A 25606-nucleotide genomic window follows, 5' to 3' on the forward strand; every position below is an offset into this window, starting at 1 on the left:
ACGGGCCCGCGGCGCGCGTCAGAAGCGGTCGAACGCGCCGTGCAACCGGTCCAGGGTGCTCTCCAGCCAGCCGGCCAGCCCGTACATCGGCGCGAAGCTCGGCGTCAGCGACAGCGCGCCCACGACCGCCGCCAGGGTCAGCGCCGCGAGCACCGCGCCGAGCCCCGCGATCGTCCGCGGCGACCCGGCGATCCGCAGGAACATCCGCTCCAGCCTGCGCCGCGGCCCCCGCACGCCCGGCGCCGTCCACAGCACGGCCGCGCCCGCGCCCGCGCCGAACGCGCACGCGGCGAGCGCGTCGATCTCGACGCCGAACACGGTGGCGGCGAGCAGCGCGGGCGGCACCGCGACCGTGCACACCGCCGCGTACGGGACGGTCGCCAGCGTCCGGCCGAACGCGAGCGTCCAGTCCCGGAACGAGACCGCCGTGACCGCGCGCAGCCAGGTCACCGCGGCCAGCGACAGCACCAGCCCGACGACCGGCATCATCATCGCGGCGCCCACGGCGATCACTACGACCATCGCGGCGAGCAGCCGGGCCCAGCCCTGCGCGACGGCGAGCCGGTGCGCGTCCGCCGCCGCCCCCGCACCCGCCGTCCCCGCACCCGCCGTCCCCGCACCCGCCGTCTGCGTCCGCGGCGCGTCCGGCCGCGCGACCGGCTCCGGCGGCGCGGGCATCGCCTCGGGCGCCGGGCGCGGGACGGCCGCGGCCGGGCCCTCACCGGGCGGCGGCTCCAGTCGCGCGACCGCGGCGGCCAGCGCGGCGGACGTCGGGCGGGCCGCCCGGTCGGCGGACGCGGCGGCCTCCACCAGCGGGCGCAGGCCCGCCGGGACGGCGGCCGGGTCCACGGCCGCGAACAGCACCGCGGCGGCCCACGCGCGGACGTCGTCGGCCGGATCGGCGCCCGGGACGAGCCCGAAGTCGATGACGACGGGGGCGTCGTCCACCAGCAGCACCGTCCCGGGACGCAGGTCGCCGTGCGCGAGGCCCGCGCCGTGGATCGCGGCGACCGCCTTGGCGAGGCCGAGCGCCAGGCCGTGCAGCGCCTCCCCCGCCAGCGGGCCCCGCTCCGCGACGGCGTCCGCGAGCGGCCGCCCCGGCACCAGCCGCGTCACCACGTAGCCCGCGCCGGCAGCGTCGAGGGCGGCTTCGCCGGCAGCGTCGAGGGCGGCTTCGCCGGCAGCGTCGAGGGCGGCTTCGCCGTCTAGGACGTCCACCACGTACGGGCTGCGCACCTCCCGCATCCGCGCGATGTCGGGCGCGGCGCCCGCGGGCAGCGCGCGGATCGCCACGTCGCGGCCGTCCGGGCCGGTGGCGCGGTGGACGGCCCCGTCCCCCAGCGAGGAAAGCAGCCGGTACGGGCCGATGTGTTCGCCGATCATATGGTCGGCACCCTACCGATCTCCGCCGCCCGCGTCCCGGACCGCGCGGTCAGGCGTAGCCGGTGCGGCGCAGTTCCGTCTCGAGCGCGGCGAGGAACGCGTCGACCTCCGCCTTCACGTAGGTCTCGCGGAGGCGGCGCAGCGTGAACGTCCGGGCGCGGACGTCGTCGGCGCCGATCACCTCGGCGAGGGCGCGGCGGTCGCCGGTGAGCCAGCCGAGGGCCCGCGCGACGAACTCGTCCACCTCGGCCGGGTCGTAGCCCTCCTTGAACCGGACGCGGGTGAACCGGGCGCCGTTCAGCAGACCGACGACCCGCCGCACGTCCACGAACTGCCCCGGCATCACGGGCTGCTTCTGCAGGACGGCCTGCGCGTGCCTGCCGTACAGGCTCGCGGCCCGGTAGATCTCGGCGAGGCGCGGCCCGTTCGCGGGGATGCCCGTGCCGGTCTGGGCGTCGCGCGCGGCGCGCCCGGCCGCGGCCAGCGCCTTCTGCGCGTACTTGGCGGCGTGCCCGTGCTCGATCCACGACCCGCCCATCGCGTGGGCGCGCTCGGCGGCGACCAGCTCCCGCTTCGCCTCCGCCAGCGACACCTCGATCACCGACACCGTCAGCGCGAACCCCGACCGGGCGAACGCGGCGCGGCCCGCGACGACCTGGTCGGCGGGGGGCCGCGCCGCCGGACGGGGCCGCGGTTCGGGCTCCGGCTCCGGCCGCGGCTGCGGCTTCGGTGCGGGCCGCAGGTTGAGCCGGGGCGCGATCGACCCCGGGTTCGCGAACCGGGCGGCGAGCTCCTGCGCGTCCGGACGGTCCGCGGGGTCGCGGGCCAGCGCGTCCTCCAGGACCTCCTTCAGGTCGGGCTCGATGCCCGCGAGGTCCGGCCAGCCGGTCAGCACCCGGCGGACGAACGCGGCCGGGCTCGTCGCCTCGTACGCGCGGCGCCCGGTCGCGGCGAACGCGATCGTCGCGGCCCAGCCGAACACGTCCGTGGGCGGGCCCGACGGGCGTCCCTCCAGCACCTCGGGCGACACGTAGCCGGGCGTCCCCATCGGGCCCTGCGTCAGCCGCGTCGCGCCCGACAGGTACGCGATGCCGAAGTCGATCAGCACCGGGGCGCCCGCGACCAGCATCACGTTGCCGGGGTTGACGTCGCGGTGCACGCTGTCGGCCGCGTGGACCGCCGCGAGCGCCTCCGCCAGCCCCCCGGCGAGCCGCAGCAGCCCGTCCCGGGGCAGCGGCCCGCGGTCCTTGACGGTCTCCAGCAGCGAGGTGCCCTCGACGTACCGGGTGACGATGTAGGGCTGCTCGGCGTCCAGGTCGTGGTCGACCAGCTCCACCACGTGCCGGCTGCTGATCCGCCGCATCGCCTCGACCTCGCGGCGCAGCCGGTCGCGGGCCTGGAACTCGGCGGGCAGCGCCGCGTGCAGCATCTTCACCGCGACCATCCGGCCGTCGTCGGCGCGGGCGAGGAACACCTCGCCCATGCCGCCGCGCCCGAGCCGCTGCAGCGGCCGGTACGGGCCGATCGGTTCGAGCGGCCGCGACCGGACCGGCCCCCGCACGGACGGCTGGCTGCCGCCGGACGCGCGCAGCCCGATCGAGTCGGGGCGCAGCGCCCGCAGCCGCCGCACCAGGTGCTCCGCGGACGGCCGGGCGGCGGGGTCGGCGGCGAGCGCCTCCTCCAGCAGCGGCCGCAGCTCCGCCGGGACGTCGCCCAGGTCGTGGTCGCCGCGGATGATCCGCAGGCAGACGGCCGCGTCGTTCGGCGCGTCGTACAGGTCGCGGCCGGTCGCGGCGTACGCGACGGTCGCCGCCCACGCGAACACGTCGGCGGCCGGGCCCGCGTCGTGGCCCTCCAGCAGTTCCGGCGCCAGGTACCGCCACGTGCCCGCGCGGGCGCCCGTGCGGGTGAGGCGGGTGTCGTCCACGCCCTGCGAGATGCCGAAGTCGATGACGACCGGCTCGCCGCCCTCCAGCAGGACGTTGCCGGGCTTGATGTCGCGGTGCACGACGCCCGCGCGGTGGACGGCCTCCAGCGCCTCGGCCGTCCCGACCGCGATCCGCCACAGCGCCGCGCCGTTCGCGACGCGCCCCTCGCGGACGGCGTCCTGGAGGGCGCGGCCCTCGACGTACCGGGTGACGATGTACGGGACGCGGGCGTCCACGTCGAACTCGACGATCTCGGCGACGCGCGGGGTGGTGACCCGGCCCATCGTCTCGACCTCGCGGCGCAGCCGGGCCCGCGAGTCGCCCTGGTCCACCAGGTGCGGGTGCAGGATCTTGACGGCGTACGTGCCGCCGCGCGGGTCGGTGGCGCGGAAGACCTGCCCCATTCCCCCCGCGCCGATCAGCTCCAGCGGACGGTAGGGGCCGATCGCCGCGGGCAGGTCCCCGCCGGGACGCGCGGGCGCGGGCTCCGGGGACGGCGGCGGACCGGCGGGCGGTCCGCTCGGGGGCGGGGGACCGGGCGTCGGCGGGGGGCTCCAGGCTCCGTCAGACGAACGGGATCCCGGAGACGAGGTCGTGGACATCGCTGCGCAGGCTCTCCAGGTTCTGGCTCATTCCGTCCAGCGGTGTGGTGTCCGGGGGCTGCTGGCGCGACAGGCCGACGAGCACGGCCGCGAAGATCCCGATGATCAGCGCGCCGATGAGGGCGGCCTCGGCGCGCGGCATGAGCGCGCCCCAGACCCGGGCGAGCTGCCGGCGCGGCGCGCCGCTGCCCGGGGCCAGCGACATCAGCACGATCACCAGCATCGCCGACCAGGCGATGGCCCGGGAGGCGGTCATGTCGGGATCCGCGAAGATCAGGACCGCGAGCAGGACGACGCCCGCGAGCAGGCTGAGCGCCGACAGCAGCGCGGTCATGGTGAGGGCGCCCGGCAGGTGCAGCGGCGTCCGCATCGCCGCCGCGAACGCGTCGCCGGTGCGCGGGCCGCGCCGGGTCTGCCGTCCCTCCATGCCCTTGGCGGCCTTGTCGGCCATCCGCAGCACCAGGACCCCGCCGAGGGTGACGCCGACGGCGAGCAGCGGCGCGATGTTCGCGAAGCCGAGCAGCGCGACCAGGACCAGGAAGCTGATGATCCGGTACCAGCCGTAGGGCTTGCGCGCTTCCCTGTTTTCGCGGGCTCGGTCTTCGCGGGCGCGGTCGTCGCGGGTGCGTTCGTCCAGGGCCGCGCGCGGGTCGTGCTGCGGCGGCTGCTCGGGCGGCCGCCGCTGCAACTGGCCGCGCGGCGGGTACGGCTCCGGGTAGCCCTCTTGCGGCGGGTACGGCTGCGCGTACCCGCCCTGCGGCCCGTACTGCCCGTACTGGTCGGGCGCCCCGTACCGGTCGTACGGTCCGGGCGCGTAGTCGGGCGGCGGCGGTGCGGGCGGCGGCGCCGCCGGGGGCAGCTGGCCGACGAAGTCGCTCGGCTGGGCGTGGACGGGCGCCGGCGCGGGCATCGGCGGCGGCGTCGCCGTCCGGTCGGCGCCCTCCCCCGCGCCCGGGGGCATGGTGAACTGCCCGGCCTGGTCGGGGTCGTCGCCGACGGCGCCGGCGGCCGCCGCACCCGCCGCCGCGCCCGCGGCCCCCGCCGCACCCGCCGCCGCGCCGGGGTAGTGCCGGTCGACGCGGGTCTGGTCGGTGACGGTGGAGTCGAAGTGCAGCCGCCGGGTGAGCTGGACGAGGTCGACGGCCTTGGGCCGCTCGGACGGGTCGCGGGCGATCGCCGCGCGCAGCACCGGCAGGATCGGCGCGGGCACGCCCTCCAGGTCCGGGCTCCCCGACATGATCTTGTAGAAGATCGCTTCGAAGGTGCCGGAGCCGAACGGCGGACGGCCGGTCGCGGCGTACGCGAGCGTGCCCGCCCACGCGTGCACGTCCGAGTGCGGGCCCGCCTCGTGGCCCTCGATGATCTCGGGGGCGAGGTAGCCGGGCGTGCCGATCACCATGCCGGTCGCGGTGAGCCGCGTCGCGTCGGCCGCCTGCGCGATGCCGAAGTCGATCACGACGGGCTCGCCGCCGTCCATCAGCATGACGTTGGCGGGCTTGAGGTCGCGGTGCACGATGCCCGCGCCGTGGATGGCCGACAGCGCGGACGCCAGCCCGACCGCGAGGCGCTGCAGGTCGGTCCCGTCGATGGCGCCGTGCTCCTCGACGATCTCTTCGAGGGTGCGGCCCGGGACGTACTGGGTGACGATGTACGGCTGCTCGGCGGTGACGTCGGCGTCGAGGATCTCGGCGACGTGGGGGCTGTGCACGCGCCGCATCGAGTCGACCTCGCGGGCCAGCCGGCGGCGCGCCGTGGCGTCCCCCGCCACCGCGGGCCGCAGCACCTTGATGGCCACGTTGCGCCCCTCGGGGTCGGCGCCGAGGTAGACGACGCCCATGCCCCCTTCCCCGAGAGTCTGGAGCACGCTGTAGTGGCCGATTCGGTCCCCGGACGTGACAGCTCCCCTCATCGTTTGCGAAAACCCTACCCTTCGCACGCTCCCCGAAAGGATGCCGGCAGGAGGTCGCCGCCCCTCCCCCTCCTGAGTTCTCTCACGTCCTCTTTGACGCCGCCGACCCCCGGTCGGGTTCCGGCTCGGACGACATCCCAGGTGAAGAAAGGGTGAAGGAACGATGATCGCGGGGTCGGGGCGGGTCGCGGCGGGACGGCCGGGGGCCGGGCCGGGGCGCGTCAGGACTCGCGGGCGGCCCTCCGGGCGCGGCGCTCCTCGCGGCGGGTCTCGAACTTGGTCGCGGCGGCGTCGAGCTGCGCCAGGAAGTCGTTCAGCTCGTCGCGGGCCTTGTCGCCGTCGCCGGTCAGGTCGGTGCGGTCCCACACCTTCCACTTGCGCAGCACCGGGACGAGGACGTCGTCGTGGTGCAGGCGCAGGTCGTAGATGCCGGCGTTCGCGATGATCACGGACTTCTTGAGGAACCCCTCGATGCCGGTGCCGGGCATCTCGAACGCCTTGACGACGTCGGTGATCGCCCGCATCGTCTCGTTCGGCGCGATCTCCAGCGCGGCGCCCAGCAGGTTCCGGTAGAAGATCATGTGCAGGTTCTCGTCGGCGGCGATGCGGGCCATCATCTGCTCGCAGACCGGGTCGCCGGACGCCTTGCCGGTGTTGCGGTGGGAGACGCGGGTGGCCAGCTCCTGGAACGAGACGTACGCCGTGCCGTGCAGGAACGAGTCGCCGTGCGTGGCCGCGTAGCCCTGCTCCATGTGGTGCATGCGGGCGCGCTCGAGCGCGACCGGGTCGACGGCGCGGGTGACGGTGAGGTAGTCGCGCAGGACGATGCCGTGCCGGTTCTCCTCGGCCGTCCACCGGTTGACCCAGGCGCCCCAGGCGCCCTCCTGGCCGAAGACGGTCGCGATCGCGTTGTGGTAGCCGGGCAGGTTGTCCTCGGTGAGGAGGTTGACGATCAGCGACTCGCGGGCCTCCTGGCTGAGCTTGGACTGCTCCAGCGACCACTCCTCGCCGCCGAGGGGGCCGTCGAAGTCGCGGCCCTCGCTCCACGGCACGTACTGGTGCGGGAACCACTCCTTGGCCATCGACAGGTGGCGGTCCAGCTCCTTCTCGACGACCTGCTCGAGCTCGAGCAGGAGGCCGTGCTGGAACTTCGTCTCGGGGCTCTCGGACATGCGCTTCCTCGCTCCTAACTTACCCAACCGTAGGTTTCGATGGTCGCGAGTCCGCGGTACCGCCGTCAAGTAACTCCGGGAACAATCAACCGCGCGCGACTTTTGTAGACCCGGACGAAACGCGAGCCCCGCCTTTGCCGCTCACGGCGAACCGCCGCTCGGGGACGCTCCGTCCGGGACCCGCCTCACTGCGTGTCGGCGGCCTGCTTCCACATCCGGCCGGCCGCCGCCCGCAGCAGCGGCCGGGGCAGGATCCGCAGCGCGGGCATCACCGCCTTGTACTGGGCGCCGGGGACGCACAGCGCCCGCCCGGCCGCGACCGCCTCCAGCCCGGCGCGGGCCACGGCGTCGCGCCGCAGCCACAGCAGGTTCGCGGCCGACTCCTCGTCCGTCCGCGTGAACCCGGGGCACAGCGCCGTCACGTGCACGCCCTTCTCCGCGACCTCCGCGTGCAGGCTCTCCGAGAAGGACGCCACGTACGCCTTCGTCGCACCGTACGTCGCGCTGCCCGGCGACGGCGCGAACCCGGCGACCGACGCGACGTTCAGCACCCCGCCGCGGCCGCGCTCCACCATCCCCGGCAGCGCCGCGCGCGTCAGCCGGACCAGCGCGGTCACGTTCAGCTCGATCTGCGCGAGCTGGTTCTCCAGCGGCTCCTCCGCGAACGCGCCGAACGCGCCGTACCCGGCGTTGTTCACGAGCAGCTCGACCGGCGCGTCGCGCAGCCGCCGCTCGACCTCGCCGCGCCGCTCCGGGTCGGTGAGGTCGGCCGCGAGGACCTCCACCCCGACCCGGTACCGCTCGACGAGCTCGCGCGCCAGGCGGTCCAGCAGGCCGGTCCGGCGCGCGACGAGCACGAGGTCGGCGCCCCGCTCGGCGAGGAGCCGCGCGAAGCTCTCCCCGATCCCGCTGGACGCGCCCGTCACGAGCGCCGTTCGGTACGCCTGCCGCATGGGCGCCGAGCCTATCGGGCGATCTTCGTCCGGCCGCGGGAGACGCGCGAAATGGGCGCACCGCGCTACCGCGGCGCGCCCATGAAGGCGACCGGGGGGACCATCGCGGCCGGGTCCTCGCCCGCGGCCAGGAGCCCGACGGTGAACGCCGCCGCGGCCTCCAGCAGCGCGGCGCGCGCCAGGCTCCCGCCGCGCATCGGGACGCACCCGAGGTCGCGCACCAGTCCCCCGACCGTCTCCAGGGCGTCCTCGTCGTCGCCGCACAGCGGCACCCCGAGCGGGCGCCCCCCGAACACCGGCGGCGTCATCCGCCACACGGGATCGGGGCACAGGGTGAACGCCTTGACGACCCGCGCGCCCGACGCGTCCGCGATCCGGCGCGCCGCCGACGGGCCGCCGTCCGTCAGCAGCGCCTCGAACGGCGGCGCCATCGGGTTCGTGCAGTCGACCAGCACCCGCCCGGCGAGGACGCCCTCCGCCGCGCCCGCGCCGCGCAGCGCGTCCATCGCCCCGCCGTGGGCGACGGCGAGCAGGACCGCCTCGCCGAACTCCGCCGCGTCCCGGAGCCCGCCGCCCGCGCACCCGAGCCGCCCGGCGAGCGCCGCCGCCCGCGCGGGCGTCCGCGCGCCGATCCGCACGTCGTGCCCCGCCCGCACCCACTGCCCCGCCAGCGCGTCCGCCATGTTCCCCGCGCCCAGCACACCGATCCGCATGCCGTCCTCCTCCGGTCGACTACCGTCGGACGGGACGCTAGGCGAACCGTTCCGCACCATCCGGTTCGTATCGGAAGAGGCAGGATGTCCGGCGAGACCATGGACGACTTCACCGCCGACTGCCGGACCCGGCTCGGCCTCGATCTGCTCTCCGGCACCTGGACGGGCGTCGTGCTGTGGACGCTGCGGGACGGCCCGATGCGCCCCGGCGACCTGCGGGAGCGGATCGGCGGCATCAGCCACAAGGTCCTCACCCAGACGCTGCGGCGCCTCGAGGCGAACGGCCTGGTGGCGCGCCGCCGCTACGCCGAGGCGCCGCCGCGCGTCGAGTACGGCCTGACCGGCCCCGGCCGCGGGCTGATCGAGCCGCTCGCCGCGCTCGGCCGGTGGACCGAGCGCTACGCCGACGAGGTGCTCGACGCCCGAGCCGCCCGCGAACGGGACGCGCCCGGCGGGCTCAGCGGCCGGTGAACTTGGCCTTCCCCGGGCCCTCCTCCATGAAGCTCTTCATGCCGTTCGCCTGGTCCTCGGTCGCGAACAGCGCCGAGAACTGGACGCGCTCGATCTCCAGGCCCGTGTCCAGCCCGACCTCGAGGCCCGCGTCGATCGCCTGCTTCGCGGCGCGCAGCGCGACCGCCGGGCCGCCGACGAACGTCGCCGCCCACTCGCGCGCCGCCGCGTGCACGTCCGCGTCGGGGACGACCCGGTCGACGAGCCCGATCGCGAGCGCCTCGTCCGCCCGGACGTGCCGCCCGGAGAAGACCAGGTCCTTGGCCTTCGCCGGGCCCACCAGCCGGGCGAGCCGCTGCGTGCCGCCCGCGCCGGGGATGATGCCGAGCTGGATCTCCGGCTGCCCCACCTTCGCGCCCTCGCCCATCACCCGGAAGTCGGCGGCCAGCGCGACCTCCAGGCCGCCGCCGAGCGCGTACCCGGTGATCGCCGCGATGACCGGCTTGGGGATGCCCGCGAGGGCCTTGGTGAAGTTCTGCAGCAGATGGGAGTGGCCCGCCGACATCTCCGCCGCCGACATCGCGGCCATCTCCTTGATGTCCGCGCCCGCCGCGAACACCTTCTCCCCGCCGTACAGGACGACCGCCGCCACGTCGGCGTCCTCGGTCACGACGCGCGCCGCGTCGGCCAGCTCCCGCTGCATCGCCGCGTTCAGCGCGTTCATCTTCGGACGGTCCAGCCTGATCGTCGCGACGCCGTCCTCGACCTCGACCCGTACGAACTCGCCCACGAACGCCTCCATGCTCCGGATGACCACGACGTCCCGAACCTAACAAGCCTCCCGTCCCGCCGCGGCGGCCCCCGCCGCCGTCGGCCGTCCCGTCGCACCCCGCTGGTAACTTCGGTGTCCATGCTCGTCGGACACGCCACCTGGCACGGCGGTGCGCTGTGCCTGTGGGCCGAGCGCACCGGCCCGCACGAGCCGTCCGGGGACGTCCACCCGTTCGCCGCCCGCGACTTCACCGGCACCTCCTACGAGCCGCTCGTCCGCGGCGCCGCCCGGGTCGAGCTCGCCCTCACGCTGCCCACCGCCGGCGACCACCCGCTGCCGTCGGCCGAGCTCGGGCCCGAACCGGTGTCCGGCGCGCCGGAGCTGCGGCCGTGGCGCGTCCCCGCGCTGGTCCTGGAGCCGTTCCCGGCGATGGCGCTGCTGCAGGCGGCCGAGCACGGCGCCGACGTGATCCCCGGCACCGACCTGCGGTTCCTGTGCCTGCTCGCCGAGGAGGCGGTGTCCCTCGCCGAACGCGGCCACGTGCTGCCCGCGCTGCTGCGCGAGGACGGCGACCTGGTGGCCCGCTGGCGGCCCGTCCTGGACGACCCCGCGCGGTTCCGCGCGCTCGTCCGGGCGATGCCCGCCGCGTGCCGCGCCGCCGACGGCGGCCGCCCCGCCGCGCACGTCCTGCGCGAGGCGCTGTACGGGCTCGTCGACACGGCCGTCCGGGGCGTCGTCCCGCACCCCCTGCTGCCCGCCCGGCGCGGGGCGGTCCCCGACCGCCTGCCGCTCGCCGAACGCTGGGTGGCGGCGCTCACCGGCCCGTCCGCCGAGGTCGCCCGCGAGCCCCGCGACGACCCCGACGAGCTGATCGCCGAACTGGACGCGTGGGCCGCCGCCGCGCGCCGTCCGTCCGGGCCCCTGCGGGTCTGCTTCCGGCTCGCCGAACCGGGCGCGGACGAGTACGACACCGGCGAGTCGCGGGAGCCGCGCGGCGACGACGCGTGGCGCGTCGAGTTCGCCCTCCAGGGCACCGACGACCCGAGCCTGTACGTCCCGGCGTCGCTCGTGTGGGCGGGCGACGCCCCCACCATCGCGGACGCAGAGGAGACGCTGCTCACCGGCCTCGGCCGCGCGCTGCGCCTGTTCCCCGACCTCGCGCCCGCCCTCGACTCCCCCGTGCCGGACGGGCTCGCCCTCGACACCGCGGGCGCGTTCCGGTTCCTGCGGGAGGCCGCGCCGATGCTGGCCGCCGCGGGGTTCGGCGTCCTGCTGCCGCAGTGGGCGGGCAAGGCGAAGCTCGGGATGAAGCTCACCACCCGCGCCGAGGACCCGGAGGCGTCGTCCGGCGCGGCGGCCCCGTCGGGCTTCGACCTCAAGGCCATGGTCGACTTCCGCTGGGACCTGGCGATCGGCGACGCGACCGTCGACGAGGACGAGCTGGAGGAGCTGGCCCGGCTGAAGACGCCGCTCGTCCGGCTGCGCGGCCAGTGGGTGGAGCTCGACCGCGAGCAGCTCGAGGCGGCCCTGGACTTCCTGCGGCAGCCCCGGCGGGGCCGGATGCCGGCCGCCGAGGCGATCCGCGCCATCGTCCACGCGGGCGACGACGCCCTCCCGCTCGTCGGCGTCGACGCCGACGGCGCGTTCGGCGACCTGCTCTCCGGCGAGGCCGACCGCCGCCTCACCCCCATGCGCACCCCGGACGGGTTCAACGGAACGCTCCGGCCGTTCCAGGAGCGCGGTCTGGCCTGGCTGAACTTCCTCAACGAGATCGGCCTCGGCGGCATCCTCGCGGACTCCATGGGCCTCGGGAAGTGCATAGGCGAGGACGAGTTCGTCTACGTCAACGGAGCCCTGCTCAAGGCGAAGGACATCTGGGCCCGTTACGCGACCTCCCTCGACCCGGACGGGGAAGGCGAATGGTCGCTCCCGGCCGAGCCGCTGACGGTGAACTCCATGGCCAAGGACGGACGCATCGTTCCGTCCGCGATCACGCGTCTCTACCGGCAGCACGTCCACGAGAAGGTGCGGAAAATCTCGCTGGACGACGGCAGCGAAATAATCGTCACCCGGCGGCACCGCCTCCTGGGTCTCGACGACTGGAGCCGCGACATCCGGCCCGGCACGCGGGTGTGCGTGCCCGCTCGCCTGGTGCACGAGGGCGCCCCGGTGGACCCCGACCTGACCGTGCTCCTCGCGTGGCAGATCGCCGAGGGCCACGAAGCCGCGCACTCCGGCACGGTGATCACCCAGAAGGACGAGCGCGTCCTCCACGACCTGCACACCCGGCTCCTCCGCATCGCCGAGCGCCACGGGATCCGCCTGACCCCTCCGAAGGTCGTCCCCGGCGACGGCGGTAGGGCCGCGTACCTGCGCTGGAGCGGCATCGCGTACAGGCACTTCCTCGAGGAGCACGGATACCGCTGGGGAGGGGTCTCGGCGCACAAGCGGATCCCCGAGCGCATCATGGCGGCCGACGACGCCACCGTGCGCCTGTTCCTGCGCCACTACTTCGCGGCGGAGTCCTCGGTCACCGTCACCGGGCGGCTCGTCGAGGTCTCCTCCGCGTCGGTCTGGGTCATCCGGCAGCTCAGCGCGATGCTCCGGCGTTTCGGCGTCTGGCTCCGCGTCTCCACGTCATGGAAGTGCGCGACCAACGGCACGGGAACCAAGCGCCCCTACCGGGTCGGTCGGATCGGCGGATCGAGCCTGCGCCGGTTCGCCGAACTGGTCGGAATCGCCGACGAGGCCAAACAGTCCCGTCTGGAGCAGATCTGCGCCCTCTCCCCCAACACCAACGTCGAAGGTGTTCCCGGGAGCGATCTGCTGAAGCGGGCGCAGGAGCTGACCGGCCTCCCGATGCGGCACTTCGGCGTGAACCCCGTCTACTTCTCCGGCACCCAAGAGCCGTCCAAGAGGACCGCTCTGGAAGCCGTAGGCGGATTCGACCGCATCCTGTCCGGCGAGGCAGAGACCCACTACGCGAGCCTCGGGCGGAGCCGTTGGACGGCCCGGACCCTCGCCGCTTACGAGAGACTCGACCGGGCCGCCCTCCGGCGCCTCCGGGACCGGTTGGAGAACCGCGCGACGCGCGAGGTCTTCTACGCCACCGTGACCTCGGTCGAGGAGATCGACTACGAGGGCTACGTCTACGACTTCGAGGTCGCCGACCACCACAACTACATCGCCGAAGGCATCGTGTGCCACAACACGGCCCAGACGCTGGCGCTCCTCGTCGCGGAACGGGGCGGCGACGCGGAGCGCGACGGCGACGCGGAGCGCGACGGCGGGCGCCGTCCGGGACCGACACTGCTCATCGGGCCGATGTCGCTGGTGGGGAACTGGGAGCGGGAGGCGGCGCGGTTCGCGCCGAAGCTGCGCGTGTACGTGCACCACGGGACGTCCCGGCACCGCGGGGACGACGTGGCGCGCGCCGCGGCCGAGGCCGACCTGGTGCTGACCACGTACGGGACGGCGGCGCGGGACGCCGAGGCGCTCGCGGCGGTCGGGTGGGAGCGGGTCGTCTGCGACGAGGCGCAGGCGCTGAAGAACAGCGGGACGCGGCAGGCGCGGGCGGTGCGGAGCATCCCGGCGCGCAGCCGGATCGCGCTGACCGGCACGCCGGTCGAGAACCACCTGACCGAACTGTGGTCGATCATGGAGTTCGCGAACCCGGGGCTGCTCGGGCCGCGGGCGGAGTTCCGGCGGCGGTTCGCGGTGCCGATCGAGCGGGAGGGGGACGAGCGGGCGGCGGCGGCGCTGAAGCGGGCCACGCAGCCGTTCGTCCTGCGCCGCCTCAAGACCGACAAGTCGATCATCTCGGACCTGCCGGAGAAGCAGGAGATCAAGGTCTACTGCAACCTGACGGCCGAGCAGGCGTCGCTGTACCGGGCGACCGTGGACGACATGCTCGCGCAGATCGCCGAGGCGGACGAGAAGCAGCGGCGCGGGCTCGTCCTCGCGACGATGGCGAAGCTCAAGCAGGTCTGCAACCATCCGGCGCAGCTCCTCAAGGACGGCTCGCGGCTGCCGGGACGGTCGGGGAAGCTGGAGCGGCTCGAGGAGATCTGCGCCGAGATCGTCGAGCAGGGCGAGAAGGCGCTCGTGTTCACGCAGTACGCCGAGTTCGGGTCGATGCTCCGGCCGTACCTGGCGGCGCACCTCGAACGCCCCGTCCTGTGGCTGCACGGCGGGACGTCCAAGCAGGCGCGCGACGACCTGGTGCGGCACTTCCAGGACGATCCCGAACCGGCGGTGTTCCTGCTGTCGCTGAAGGCGGCCGGGACGGGCCTGACGCTGACGGCCGCGAACCACGTCGTGCACGTCGACCGCTGGTGGAACCCGGCCGTCGAGGACCAGGCCACCGACCGGGCGTTCCGCATCGGGCAGACCCGCAACGTGCAGGTCCGCAAGTTCATCTGCGCGGGGACGATGGAGGAGCGCGTCGACGAGATGATCGAGCGCAAGAAGGCCCTCGCCGAGTCGATCGTCGGCACCGGCGAGGACTGGCTGACCGAGCTGTCGGTCGCCGAACTGCGGGACGTCCTGCGGCTCGACCCGGGGGCGGTGAGCGGCTGATGGACGTTCCGGGCGACGGGCTCCGGGCCCGCAACCGGCGCGGGTCGATCGGCGAGCGGTGGTGGTCGCGGCGGTTCATCGACCTCGTCGAGTCGTTCGCCGACCAGGGCCGCCTCGCGCGCGGCCGGACGTACGCGCGCAAGGGCAACGTGACGGACCTGAAGGTCGCGGCGTACGAGGTGACCGCGAAGGTGCACGGTTCGGCGCCCGAGCCGTACACGGTGGCGCTCGGCATCGAGGCGATCGACGCGGCGGGCTGGCGGGCGGCCGAGGCGGAGCTGGCGTCCCGCGCGGTGTTCCGGGCGCGGCTCCTCGCGGGCGAGATGCCCCCGGAGATCGAGTGGGTGTTCGCCGAGCTGGGGCTGGCGCTGTTCCCCGGGTCGGCGGCCGACCTGCACCTGATGTGCGACTGCCCCGACTGGGGCGACCCGTGCAAGCACGCGGCGGCCGTCCTCTACCTGCTGGCGGAGGCGTTCGACGACGACCCGTTCCTGATCCTGGAGTGGAACGGGCGGGGGCGGGACGCGCTGCTGGCGGCGCTCCGCCGGGGTGCGGCCACCGAGCCGGACCCGCTGGAGATGGACGACGAGCCGCTGGCGGCGGACGGGTTCTGGACGGCGCCGTCGGGGCTCGCGCGGCTCCGCGAGCGCCGCGCGGCACCGCCCGTCCCGCCCGGGTTCGTGCTGCGGGTCGCGGCGCCGCCGCCGGTCAGGGTGCGGCGCCGCCCGCTCGCGGACGTGCTGGCGCCCGCGTACGAGGCGCTCGCCGGGGAGGACTGAGCCCGCGGGACGCGGGCCGGGTCAGGCGCGCCGCAGCGCGCCCGCCTGCCCCGTTTCCGGGACCTCCCAGAAGAGGGTTCCGTCGGCGCGCGGGGTGAGCTTCTGCAGGCCCGCCAGGGCGCACTCGGACCTGGGGGTGAGCAGGCGGCTCGAGTAGACCAGGATGTCGTCCTCGGCGGACACCAGCACGGCCATGGCCTCGCAGGGGGCCCGGCCGCCGCCGGAGACGGTGATCTTGACGGCCTCGGTCCCGACGGTGCCGGCGGTCAGCTCGAACCGCTTGCGGGACGGGTCCGGGTCGTTCGCCGTGGGCCGTCCGACGGTCCCCTCCCAGGTCCCCCGGTGCCGCTCGGGGATGTCGCCGCGCCGGGCGGGGGTGAGCACGCCGGAGGCGTCGCCGTCCCGCCAGCGGACGCGCTCCCCTTCGCGGGCGAGGGTGATCTCCGTGCGCTCCGCGCATCCGCCGGGGACCGCGCGGGTCCGGCGGACGTCCAGGCCGACGGTGGGGCCGCCGTACAGCAGCCGTCCCTCGTACTCGCACAGGATGTCCTCGCCGACCGACAGGAGCGTGACGACGGGGTCGCCGACCTCGCCCTGCGCGACGGTGAAGCGCCGGATCCGGGACGTGGCGCTCGCGGTGCCGCCCTCCCAGGTGCCGATCAGCTCGCGGGGGATCTCTCCGGGCTCGTCGGGCGTGCCCCCGCCGCTCGCGCTCCTGCCGGTCGCGGTCCCGGACGGCGCCGGGCCGCCGGAGCGCCCGTCCGCGCGCGCGTCGCCGCCGCCGGGGCCTTCGCCCCGCGCGAGGACGAACGCCAGCGCCACCGCGACGACGGCGGCCGCCGCCGCGGCGCCCATCGCGAGGTAGAGCGGCGCCCGCGGGCGCGGCGGCGCGGCCGTGTCGGTCCGCCCGGGCGGCGGGCCCGGCGGCGGACCGGGCGGCGGGCCCGGCGGCGGGCCGGGCGGCGGTGCGGGGAGGGCGGGCGCGGCCGGGGCGTGGGGTTCGGCGTGGGGGTCCTCGAAGTCGAGGAGGCGGGCGGCGTGGCGGCCCAGGTCCGCGACGACGGCGGCCGGGAGCCAGGTGTCCCCGGACGGGTCGGCGAGGAGCTCGTCGAGCGCGGGCCGCGCGTCCGGCTCCTTGGCCAGGCAGCGCTCGATCAGGTCGCGGAGAGGCCCGTCGACGCCGTCGAGGTCGGGCGCCTCGAACACGAGCCGGTACAGCCGGACGTCGGCGGCGCCGTCGAACGGGAGCCGTCCGGTCGCGGCGAACGCCAGCACCGCGCCGAGCGAGAAGACGTCGGCCGCCGGGGTGAGCGGCGTGCCGCGCACCTGCTCGGGGGACATGAACCCCGGCGAGCCGACGAGCACGCCCGTCCGGGTGGCGACGTCTCCGTCGCTCGAGCGGGCGATGCCGAAGTCGATGAGCCGGGGCCCGTCGATCGTGACGAGCACGTTCGTCGGTTTCACGTCGCGGTGGATCAGGCCGTGGCCGTGGACGGCCCGCAGCGCCCGCGCGAGCCCGTCGGCCAGGGCGCGGACGGACGCCTCGGGCAGCGGCCCGTGCGCGTCGACGACCTCCCGCAGGCTCGGGCCCGGCACGTAGGCCGTCGCGACCCAGGGCGCGTCGGACTCGGTGTCGGCGTCCAGGACGGCCGCGGTCCAGGCGCCGCCGACCTTGCGGGCGGCGGCGACCTCGTGCCGGAACCGGCGCCGGAACTCGGGATCGCGGGCCAGTTCGGGGTGGACGAGCTTCACCGCGACCATCCGGCCGCGCGCGGACCTGCCGAGGAACACCCGGCCCATCCCGCCCGCGCCCAGCCGGGCGATCAGCCGGTACGCCCCGGCGGCACGCGGGTCATCGGGGCCGAGTGCCTCCACGGCGCACCTTTCGTCCGTTGATCGTCTGCGGGCAGGATAAGGCGCGAGCGGCGCCGGCGCGGAGCCGCGCGGCACGACCTCGGTTCCGATCACTCCGGCCCCTATTCTGTCGTGGGCTGACACGAGCCGGTGGCCGAATCGGGAGTTCGCGCGCATGCCGCGAGGGGTCTTCGAGCGCGGCGAGAAGCCGCCGTCGCCGTACGAGCGGCTGAGCGAGACGGAGCTGCGCGAGGCGGCCGGGTCCGAACTCGACGCCCTGCGCGCGCAGGCCGCGGAGTGCCTGGAACCGGCGGAGGCGATCGGCCGCGCCGGTACGGACCGGGGCACGAGGGCCGGTCCGGCAGCGGCGAGCGCCTCGCGGCGATCGTCCTGTGATCTGGGCGGCCGCCACCGCAGGCACTAGCCGTAGTTGCGGCCCGTGCAGCCGACCTCCCCCGCGATCGTCGCGCAGACGCCGAGCAGGCCGACGACGTCGGCGTAGTCGTCCGTCGTGAGCTCGGTGGTGCGCGGGCCGGCGAGGCGGACGCCCGGGATGACCGCGCACGACTGCGCGATCGCCGTCGCGTTCCACTCGACCGCGAGGGTGTAGGGCGCGGGGACGGTGAGCTGCGGCCACCGTTCGTCCCGCAGTGAGCGCAGCGCGGTCTCGTAGATGCGCTCCTGCGCGCGCGCCGGCGGGATCAGTTCGGCGGCGTACCGGTCGAGGCCCCGCTTGACGGCGACGGTCGGGACGGCGCCGAGGACGTCCCGCGCCTCGGCGCACGCGGCCTCGTCCCCGGCGACGAGGCCGATCGGGACGCCGAGGGAGCCCGCGTACCCGGCCATCAGCCGGATCTCGCCCGCGATCTCCCCGTTGAGGTAGAGGTTCTGGATCTCCCGGCCCATCCACGTGTGGTTGAGGACGCCCCGTTCCGCCCCGGCCCGCGCGTGGTACCCGACGTAGAGCGCGACGTCGAAGCCCGCGTCGAGGCCCTCGCCCATGCGCATGGGCTTGTAGGGGCCCCGGACGAGCGTGCACCGCTCGTCGATGAGGTCGGCGCGCAGGTTGCGGCCGCCGCCGTGCGCGTCGGTGACGACGACGCTCTCGGCCCCGGCGTCGAACGCGGCGCGGACCGCGGCGTTGGCGTCGCCGGTCATCAGCTCGCAGCCGCGCTCGTAGCCGCGCCCGCCCGCGCGCATCTCCTCGGGGTCGGTGAGCCCCGAGACGCCCTCCATGTCGACCGAAACGAAGACCTTCATGACCGCCATGGTGCCCCGGCCGGGCGATCCGCGCACGCGCCCCGAACGGGCGGCCGTCCGCTTCCCGCTGCCGGACCCGGCGTTTCGCCTGCACACGGCGCTGTATACGAGGCGCGACCGCGCCCCCGCCCCTCGCACTAGTGCGATGGGATGTAGTACTTCTGCTATCTTCTGCAGCAGAAGCACGGCATTTGATCCGAGGTCCACTATGGAGGGGGACGGATGAGCGAGCCGGTGGTGCGGGCCCGCGACCTGCGCATGACGTACGGGCGCACGGAGGTCCTGCGCGGGGTCGACCTGGACGTCGCGGCGGGCGAGGTCGTGACGCTGCTCGGGCCGAACGGGGCGGGCAAGACGACGACCATCGAGATCCTCGAAGGGTTCCGGCTGCGGTCGTCCGGCGACGTCCGGGTGCTCGGGACCGACCCCGGGACGGGCGGCAACGCGTGGCGGGCGCGGCTCGGGATCGTCCTGCAGAACTGGCGGGACCATTCCCGCTGGGGCGCCCGGGAGCTGCTCGCGCACGTCGCGTCGCTGTACGAGCGGCCGCGCGACCCCGACGAGCTGCTGGAAATCATGGGCCTGACCGGGCAGGCCGGGCAGACGGTCTCCCGGCTGTCGGGCGGGCAGCGCCGCCGGCTGGACGTCGCGCTCGGCATCGTCGGCCGCCCCGAGCTGCTCTTCCTGGACGAGCCGACGACCGGGTTCGACCCGCAGGCGCGCCGCGAGTTCCACGAGCTGGTCGAGCGGCTCGCGCGGGACGAGGGCATGGCGGTGCTGCTCACCACGCACGACCTCGCGGAGGCCGAGCGGCTCGCCGACCGGATCGCGGTCCTGGTCGGCGGCGAGGTCAGGGCGTGCGGGACGCCGGCGAGCCTGGCGGCGACCGCGCGGGCGTCGTCGGAGGTCCGCTGGATCGAGGGCGGCGAGCTCCGCGGCGAGCGGACGTCCGACCCGTCGCGGCTCGCGTTCGAGCTGCACCGCAGGTTCGGCGGTCCGGTGCCGGGACTGGAGGTCCGGCGGGCGTCCCTGGAGGACACCTACCTCGGCCTGGTCGCGGGCGGCGGGGACGGCGGGCGATTCACCATCGAGGAGAGCGGGAGGGCGGCGTGAACACCCGGGTCGCGAAGATCGGGCTCCGCCGGGGGCGGGCCGAGTACATGCAGTTCCTGCGCAGCCGGCAGGAGTTCGCCAGCGCGATGATCGGGACGGTCGGCGTCTACCTGGCGCTCGTCCTGTGGCAGGGCGGGCACGACGTGGAGGGCGCGGCGGGCGCGTCGCAGGCCGTGCTGATGACGGCCGGGTTCATCGCGTTCGCGGTGTACACGGCGGGGCTGCTGAACCTCCCGATGTCGATCGCGGCGGACCGCGAGGAGGGGACGCTGCTGCGGATGCGGACGGTCCCGAACGGCATCCCCGCGTACCTGGTCGGGCGCGCGGTGTACGTCCTCGCGCAGATCGCGACGTACGTCGTGCTGATGCTCGCCGCGGGCGCCGCGTTCGGCGGGCTCGACCTGCCCACCGCCGCCGGCGACTGGGTGACGCTGGCGTGGGTGCTCGTCCTCGGCACGCTGTCGGTCGTCCCGCTCGGCGCCGCGCTCGGCGCGCTGCTGCCGGGCGCGCGCAACGCGGCCGGCATCCTGTCGCTGCCGATGATGGGCCTGATGCTCGTCTCGGGCGTGATGTTCCCCGTGACTGCGATGCCGGAGCCCGTCCAGTGGGTCGCGCAGGTGTTCCCGCTGTACTGGCAGGGGCTCGGGCTGCGGTCGGTGTTCCTGCCCGACGCGATGCTCGCCGCCGAGATCGGCGGGAGCTGGCGGCTCGCCGAGGCCGCGGCGGTGCTGGGCGCTTGGTCGCTGCTCGGGCTGCTGCTCGCGCCCGTCCTGCTGCTGCGCGCCGCGCGCCGCGAGTCGGGGACGCGGCTGGCGCGGGCCCAGGAGAGGCGCGCCGCGCAGGGCGCGCTCTGAGCGGGTTTGCGGGAGACTGGGGCGGTGGCAGGGGACAAGGAGACCGTCTACAACCGGATCGCGGTGCTGCGCGCCGAGCGGGGCGTGTCGCGCCGCGATCTGGCGAAGGCACTGGGCGTCCACTACCAGACGGTCGGGTACCTGGAGCGCGGCGAGTACAGCCCCAGCCTGCACCTCGCGCTGCGGATCGCGGAATTCTTCGAGGTGCCGGTGGAGGTCGTATTCTCGCTGGCGCCGTTCCCGAGGCTGGGGAGCGCCGGGTGAAGGAGGCGAGAGTGCGGCGGTTGGCCGAACGCTGGGCGAGGACCCAGGAGCAGGGGCTCGAGGAAGACCGCCTGCGGTCCTGGCACCGGACCCGGACGCGCCGACGCGTCACCGCCGCGGCGGGAGGGCTGGGGCTGGCGATGCCGTGGGCCGGGACGGTCGTGTCGTGGCACCTGGCGCCCAGCGACACCGCCATGTACTGGACGATCGGGCTGTTCATCGGCTACGTCGTGATCGTGGTTCCGGTGTACGGCGCGCTGAACATCGCCACCCGCGGGACGACCTCGCTGGCCGAGGACCGGCTCGACGAGCGGCAGGTCGCCGACCGGCTCCGCGCGTACACGATCGCGCACCGGGCGATGCTCCTGCTGCTGGTCGTCCTCATGCTCGCGGTGCTGGCCGTCGAGGGCGACCGCGACACGTTCATCCCGATGGCCGCGATCGTCACCGGCGTCGTGGCGCTGTTCAGCACGCACCTGGCGCTGCCCGTCCTCGTCGCCGGCTGGCGGCTGCCCGACCCGCCGCCCGACGACGAGGACGAGGACGGCGAGGACGGCGAGGACGGCGAGCAGGGGCCCGGCGGGCCCGGCGGCGGGGGCCGCTAGCGCAGGTCGCCGTTCGTCATGCCGTGCGGCGCGGGCGGCAGCGCGACCAGCCCCGGCTCGGCCCGTCCCGACAGCCGCGGATGGCTCGGCACGACGCGGACGCTGTAGCCGAACGCTCCGCTGCGGGCGAGCGGGATCTCCCCCGCGTACCGGAGCCGCCCGCCGTCGGCCTTCTCCGCGCCGCCGAGCTCCAGGTACGCCGGGTCGACGAGCGTGTCGGACGCGTCGACCCGCCCGTAGGCGACCTCGACGGCGACGTCGCCGGGGTCGAGCCCGCCGAGGTCGACCACGACCCGGACCGGCAGCCGCGCGCCGACGTGCGGGCTCTCGTCCCCGCCGCCGTCGACGTGCTCGACGGTGACGCCCGGCCACGCCCGCGCGACCCGCCGCTTCCACGCGGCCAGCTCGCGGGCGCCCGCGTACCCGTCGGCGGCCATCGCGCGCGCCGACCCCGCCGCCGGGGTGTAGTACCGCTCGACGTAGTCGCGGACCATCCGGGTCGCCAGGACCTTCGGCCCGAGGGTCGCGATGGTGTGCTTGACCATCTCCAGCCAGCGGCGCGGCAGCCCGGCGGAGTCGCGGTCGTAGAACGTGACGGCGACGTGGTCCTCGATCAGCTCGTACAGCGCGGCGGCCTCCAGGTCGTCGCGCCGGTCCGGGGCGGCGAGGCCGTCGGCGGACGGGATCGACCAGCCGTTCTGCCCGTCGTACCACTCGTCCCACCAGCCGTCCCGCACCGACAGGTTCAGCGCGCCGTTCAGCGCGGCCTTCATCCCGGACGTGCCGCACGCCTCCAGCGGGCGCAGCGGGTTGTTCATCCACACGTCGCAGCCCTGCACGAGGAGGCGTCCGAGGTCCATGTCGTAGTCGGGCAGGAACACGATGCGGTGCCGGACGTCCTCGGCGTCGGCGAACCGGACGATCTCCTGGATGAGCCGCTTGCCGCCCTCGTCGGCCGGGTGCGCCTTCCCGGCGATGACGATCTGCACGGGGCGCCGCGGGTCCAGCAGGATGCGGCGGAGCCGGGCGGGGTCGCGCATCATCAGCGTGAGCCGCTTGTAGGACGGGACGCGCCGCGCGAACCCGATCGTCAGGACGTCGGGGTCGAGGGCGTCGTCGGTCCAGGACGTCTCGGCCTCGCTCGCGCCGCGCTGCCGCCACGACTCGCGCAGCCGCCGCCGCGCGTCCGCGACGAGGCGGCGGCGCAGCAGGCCCCGCACCCGCCACAGCTCGGTGCCCGGGCGGGACAGGATCTCCTCCCAGCCGCTGCCGGTCTCCACGAGCGACGGGATCTCGCGGGCGGCGAGCTCCTGGATCTCGCGGGCCACCCAGGTGCCCGCGTGGACGCCGTTGGTGATCGACCCGATCGGCACCTCGGCGGTGTCGAACCCGCCCCACAGGCCGCCGAACATCTCCCGGCTGACCCGCCCGTGCAGCTCGCTGACGCCGTTGACGCGCTGCGCGAGCCGCATGCCCATGACGGCCATGTTGAACACGGTCCGGTCGCCGCCCGGGTAGTCCTCGGCGCCGAGCGCGAGGATCCGGTCGACGGGCACCGCCGGTTCCTCGTTCGCCCCGCCGAAGTACCGCCCGACCAGTTCGCGCGGGAACCGGTCGATGCCCGCGGGGACGGGCGTGTGGGTGGTGAACACGGTGCCCGCGCGGGCCGCCTCCAGGGCCTCGTCGAAGGCGAGGCCGTGCTCGGCGACCAGCTCCCGGATGCGTTCCAGGCCGAGGAACCCGGCGTGGCCCTCGTTCGTGTGGAACACCTCGGGGGCCGCGTGCCCGGTGATGCGGCAGTACGCGCGGATCGCGCGGACCCCGCCGATGCCGAGCAGCATCTCCTGCAGCAGCCGGTGGTCGCCGCCGCCCCCGTACAGCCGGTCGGTGACGTCCCGGGCGGACGGCTCGTTCTCCTCGACGTCGGAGTCCAGCAGGAGTTGCGGGACGCGGCCGACGCGGGCGAGCCACACCTGCGCGTGCAGCGGCCCGCCCTTGGGCAGCCCGATGCGGACCCGCACCGGCGAGCCGTCCTTCTCGCGCAGCAGGGTGAGCGGCAGCCCGTTCGGGTCGATCGGCGGGTACCGCTCGAGCTGCCAGCCGTCCGGCGACAGCGACTGCGAGAAGTACCCGTGCCGGTACAGCAGGCCGACCCCGATGATCGGGACGCCGAGGTCGCTGGCGGTCTTCAGGTGGTCGCCCGCCAGGATGCCGAGGCCGCCCGAGTACTGCGGCAGCGCCGCGGTGATGCCGTACTCCGGCGAGAAGTACGCGATGGACGACGGCACGCCGGGCCGCGACTGGTACCAGCGGGGCGCCGTCAGGTACTCGCGCAGCTCCTCGGCGGCGTCCCGGAGGCGGCGCAGGAACCGGCGGTCCTCGGCGAGGCGGTCCAGCCGCTCCGGGGACACCTCGCCGAGCAGCCGGACGGGGTCGTGGTCGACGGCCTTCCACAGCGCGGGATCCACGGCCCGGAACAGGTCGAGCGTCTCGTGGTGCCAGGACCAGCGCAGGTTGAGGACGAGTTCCTCGAGCTGCGTCAGCGGCTCGGGAAGGACGGTGCGGACGGTGAAGCGTCGTATCGCCTTCACGGGTTCCTCCAGGAGATGCCCCGGCCTCCGGACCGGGGAGGAATCCGGACTCCGCGAAGGGGCGTCCGGCCGAAGCCCGAACACCCCGGGTGCGCGCGGTTCCTCAACGAACGGCTCCGTTTCTGCTTCTTCCGGTCTCGAGACGAAACCCGATCATCACCCAGCGTAGCCACAAGGTTCCGCGGCGCGGACGTCACCCGCCGTCACGGTATGCGGGCGTCCGGCCGCGGCGCGATCGGCGCGAGGCGACCATCCCCTAACCGGATCGCGCCCTTCCTAACGTATGCGTCGAGTGGCGGATCACTTACCCAAAGTTACACAAAGCTACAGGGCGGTAAGCCCGCACTCGCGGGCATGGACGTTTCGATGGCCTCGCACGGGTAGGGGATGCCACATGCACGTCGAGTCCGGAACGTCCCATATGACCGCTTTTCCGGGGCTCGGGTCTCCGGGGATCGGCCGTATACCGATCACGGACGTGGAGCCGGTGGTGGGGTGCGGCCGGTGGCCCGCCAAGGCGGTGGTGGGCGAGACGTTCGAGGTGTCGGCGACGGTGTTCCGCGAGGGGCACGAGATGCTGGGCGCGGCGGTGGTGCTGCGGACTCCGGACGGGGAGGAGTGCCCGCCGGCGCGGATGCGGGAGGTCGCCGCGGGCACCGACCGGTTCGCCGCGCTGGTGACGCCGACCGAGCAGGGGCTGTGGTCGTTCCGGGTGGAGGCGTGGGGCGACCCGGTCGCGCACTGGTGGCACGACGCCCAGATCAAGATCCCGCCCGGCCAGGACGTCGAACTGATGCTCGCCGAGGGCGCGCGGCTGTTCGAGCGTGCGGCCGACGCCGTCCCGTCCAAGGACGCGGCCGTCCTCGCCCGGATCGCCGGCCGCCTCGCCGACGAGACGGTCCCGGTCCGCGACCGGATGGACGCGGCCGCCGACCCGGAGGCCCGCGAGATCCTGGAGCGTCATCCGCTGCGGGACCTGGGCACCGCCGGGGAATGGTTCCCCCTCATCGTGCATAGGGAGCGGGCCCTCTACGGAGCCTGGTACGAGTTCTTCCCCCGCTCCGAAGGCGCGAGTTTCGACCCGATGGGCCGCCGCCCGCCCATGTCGGGCACCTTCCGCACCGCGATGAAACGCCTCCCCGCCATCGCCGACATGGGCTTCGACGTCGTCTACCTCCCCCCGATCCACCCCATCGGCAGAACGGAACGCAAAGGCCCCAACAACACCCTGGACGCCGGCCCCTACGACCCCGGATCCCCCTGGGCCATCGGGTCGGCCGACGGCGGCCACGACACCGTCCACCCCGACCTGGGCACCATCGAGGACTTCGACGCGTTCGTCGCCCACGCCAACGACCACGGCCTCGAAGTCGCCCTGGACCTGGCGCTGCAGTGCTCCCCCGACCACCCCTGGGTGAGCGAGCACCCCGAATGGTTCACCACCCGCGCCGACGGGTCCATCGCCTACGCCGAGAACCCGCCGAAGAAATACCAGGACATCTACCCCCTCAACTTCGACAACGACCCCGACGGCCTCTACGACGAAATCAAACGCATCGTCCGGCACTGGATGGACCACGGCGTGCGGATCTTCCGCGTCGACAACCCCCACACCAAACCCGTCCCCTTCTGGGAACGCCTCCTGGCCGACATCGCCGCCACCGACCCCGACGTGCTCTTCCTCGCCGAAGCCTTCACCCGCCCCGCCATGATGCACACCCTCGCCAAAATCGGCTTCCACCAGTCCTACACCTACTTCACCTGGCGCAACTCCGCCGACGAACTCCGCGACTACTTCACCCACCTCTCAGGGCCCGCCGCCCCCT

At 74.9% G+C, this 25606-nt stretch carries 19 protein-coding genes; 9 read left to right on the forward strand and 10 right to left on the reverse strand.

Annotation, left to right across the window (positions count from 1 at the left end):
* Positions 1 to 18: 18 nt before the first annotated feature.
* The 6 genes from H505_RS0123195 to H505_RS0123220 form a co-directional block, all read right to left on the reverse strand.
* Positions 19 to 1383: a protein kinase family protein gene (locus H505_RS0123195; RefSeq protein WP_026403888.1), complete on the reverse strand. Its 1365-nt coding sequence runs from the start codon at positions 1381 to 1383 to the stop codon at positions 19 to 21.
* A gap of 49 nt (positions 1384 to 1432) precedes the next feature.
* On the reverse strand, positions 1433 to 3913 hold the full coding sequence (locus H505_RS47995; protein ID WP_084550676.1) for a protein kinase domain-containing protein: 2481 nt from the start codon (positions 3911 to 3913) through the stop codon (positions 1433 to 1435).
* A complete protein-coding gene (locus H505_RS48000) occupies positions 3876 to 5822 on the reverse strand; it encodes a serine/threonine-protein kinase (protein WP_084550679.1) in 1947 nt (648 codons plus the stop codon). The genes H505_RS47995 and H505_RS48000 overlap by 38 nt, the downstream gene beginning before the upstream one ends.
* Positions 5823 to 6043: 221 nt before the next feature.
* Positions 6044 to 6994: an acyl-ACP desaturase gene (locus tag H505_RS0123210; RefSeq protein WP_051301072.1), complete on the reverse strand. Its 951-nt coding sequence runs from the start codon at positions 6992 to 6994 to the stop codon at positions 6044 to 6046.
* Between the two features lie 185 nt (positions 6995 to 7179).
* Positions 7180 to 7947, reverse strand: coding sequence for an SDR family NAD(P)-dependent oxidoreductase (locus H505_RS0123215; protein WP_026403890.1), 768 nt, complete (start codon positions 7945 to 7947; stop codon positions 7180 to 7182).
* Between the two features lie 65 nt (positions 7948 to 8012).
* Positions 8013 to 8660, reverse strand: a complete 648-nt coding sequence (locus tag H505_RS0123220) for an NADPH-dependent F420 reductase (RefSeq protein ID WP_026403891.1) — start codon at positions 8658 to 8660, stop codon at positions 8013 to 8015.
* Between the two features lie 84 nt (positions 8661 to 8744).
* Between H505_RS0123220 and H505_RS0123225 the strand changes: the two genes are divergently transcribed.
* Positions 8745 to 9131 carry a winged helix-turn-helix transcriptional regulator gene (locus H505_RS0123225; protein WP_026403892.1) on the forward strand — a complete coding sequence of 129 codons (387 nt, stop codon included), beginning with the start codon at positions 8745 to 8747 and terminating at the stop codon, positions 9129 to 9131.
* Here H505_RS0123225 and H505_RS0123230 read toward each other — a convergent pair.
* Entirely contained in the window at positions 9118 to 9900 is a 783-nt protein-coding gene (locus tag H505_RS0123230) for an enoyl-CoA hydratase/isomerase family protein (protein WP_026403893.1), read from the reverse strand. The two genes, H505_RS0123225 and H505_RS0123230, sit on opposite strands and share 14 nt — an antisense overlap.
* Positions 9901 to 10020: 120 nt before the next feature.
* Between H505_RS0123230 and H505_RS52760 the strand changes: the two genes are divergently transcribed.
* Positions 10021 to 14460: an SNF2-related protein gene (locus H505_RS52760; RefSeq protein WP_084550682.1), complete on the forward strand. Its 4440-nt coding sequence runs from the start codon at positions 10021 to 10023 to the stop codon at positions 14458 to 14460.
* The gene (locus tag H505_RS43875) at positions 14460 to 15239 is read left to right on the forward strand and encodes an SWIM zinc finger family protein (RefSeq protein ID WP_034519402.1); all 780 of its coding nucleotides are present in this window, start codon (positions 14460 to 14462) and stop codon (positions 15237 to 15239) included. Before H505_RS52760 ends, H505_RS43875 begins: the two co-directional genes overlap by 1 nt.
* Positions 15240 to 15260: 21 nt before the next feature.
* Here H505_RS43875 and H505_RS43880 read toward each other — a convergent pair whose 3' ends face one another.
* Positions 15261 to 17114 carry a serine/threonine-protein kinase gene (locus H505_RS43880; RefSeq protein WP_051301073.1) on the reverse strand — a complete coding sequence of 618 codons (1854 nt, stop codon included), beginning with the start codon at positions 17112 to 17114 and terminating at the stop codon, positions 15261 to 15263.
* 154 nt (positions 17115 to 17268) lie between these two features.
* Between H505_RS43880 and H505_RS0123250 the strand changes: the two genes are divergently transcribed.
* Positions 17269 to 17517, forward strand: coding sequence for a hypothetical protein (locus tag H505_RS0123250; RefSeq protein ID WP_026403894.1), 249 nt, complete (start codon positions 17269 to 17271; stop codon positions 17515 to 17517).
* Here H505_RS0123250 and H505_RS0123255 read toward each other — a convergent pair.
* On the reverse strand, positions 17514 to 18353 hold the full coding sequence (locus H505_RS0123255) for a M55 family metallopeptidase (RefSeq protein ID WP_026403895.1): 840 nt from the start codon (positions 18351 to 18353) through the stop codon (positions 17514 to 17516). The genes H505_RS0123250 and H505_RS0123255 overlap by 4 nt on opposite strands.
* 222 nt (positions 18354 to 18575) lie before the next feature.
* Between H505_RS0123255 and H505_RS43885 the strand changes: the two genes are divergently transcribed.
* Genes H505_RS43885 through H505_RS48015 form a run of 4 tightly spaced genes read left to right on the forward strand, consistent with a single transcriptional unit; the run spans position 18576 to position 21189 of the window.
* Positions 18576 to 19466, forward strand: coding sequence for an ABC transporter ATP-binding protein (locus H505_RS43885; protein ID WP_051301074.1), 891 nt, complete (start codon positions 18576 to 18578; stop codon positions 19464 to 19466).
* Positions 19463 to 20320 carry an ABC transporter permease gene (locus H505_RS0123265; RefSeq protein ID WP_026403896.1) on the forward strand — a complete coding sequence of 286 codons (858 nt, stop codon included), beginning with the start codon at positions 19463 to 19465 and terminating at the stop codon, positions 20318 to 20320. The genes H505_RS43885 and H505_RS0123265 overlap by 4 nt, the downstream gene beginning before the upstream one ends.
* A gap of 24 nt (positions 20321 to 20344) precedes the next feature.
* The gene (locus tag H505_RS0123270) at positions 20345 to 20584 is read left to right on the forward strand and encodes a helix-turn-helix transcriptional regulator (RefSeq protein ID WP_051301075.1); all 240 of its coding nucleotides are present in this window, start codon (positions 20345 to 20347) and stop codon (positions 20582 to 20584) included.
* Complete coding sequence (locus H505_RS48015; RefSeq protein ID WP_157433097.1) at positions 20581 to 21189, forward strand: hypothetical protein; 609 nt, start codon at positions 20581 to 20583, stop codon at positions 21187 to 21189. Before H505_RS0123270 ends, H505_RS48015 begins: the two co-directional genes overlap by 4 nt.
* Here H505_RS48015 and glgP read toward each other — a convergent pair.
* On the reverse strand, positions 21186 to 23780 hold the full coding sequence (gene glgP, locus H505_RS0123280) for an alpha-glucan family phosphorylase (RefSeq protein ID WP_026403898.1): 2595 nt from the start codon (positions 23778 to 23780) through the stop codon (positions 21186 to 21188). The genes H505_RS48015 and glgP overlap by 4 nt on opposite strands.
* Before the next feature lie 421 nt (positions 23781 to 24201).
* Between glgP and H505_RS0123285 the strand changes: the two genes are divergently transcribed.
* Positions 24202 to 25606: maltotransferase domain-containing protein (locus H505_RS0123285; RefSeq protein WP_034519483.1), on the forward strand; the 1405-nt coding region annotated here is incomplete at its 3' end.

The sequence above is a fragment of the Actinomadura rifamycini DSM 43936 genome, from assembly GCF_000425065.1.
In the GTDB taxonomy this organism is placed as follows: domain Bacteria; phylum Actinomycetota; class Actinomycetes; order Streptosporangiales; family Streptosporangiaceae; genus Spirillospora; species Spirillospora rifamycini.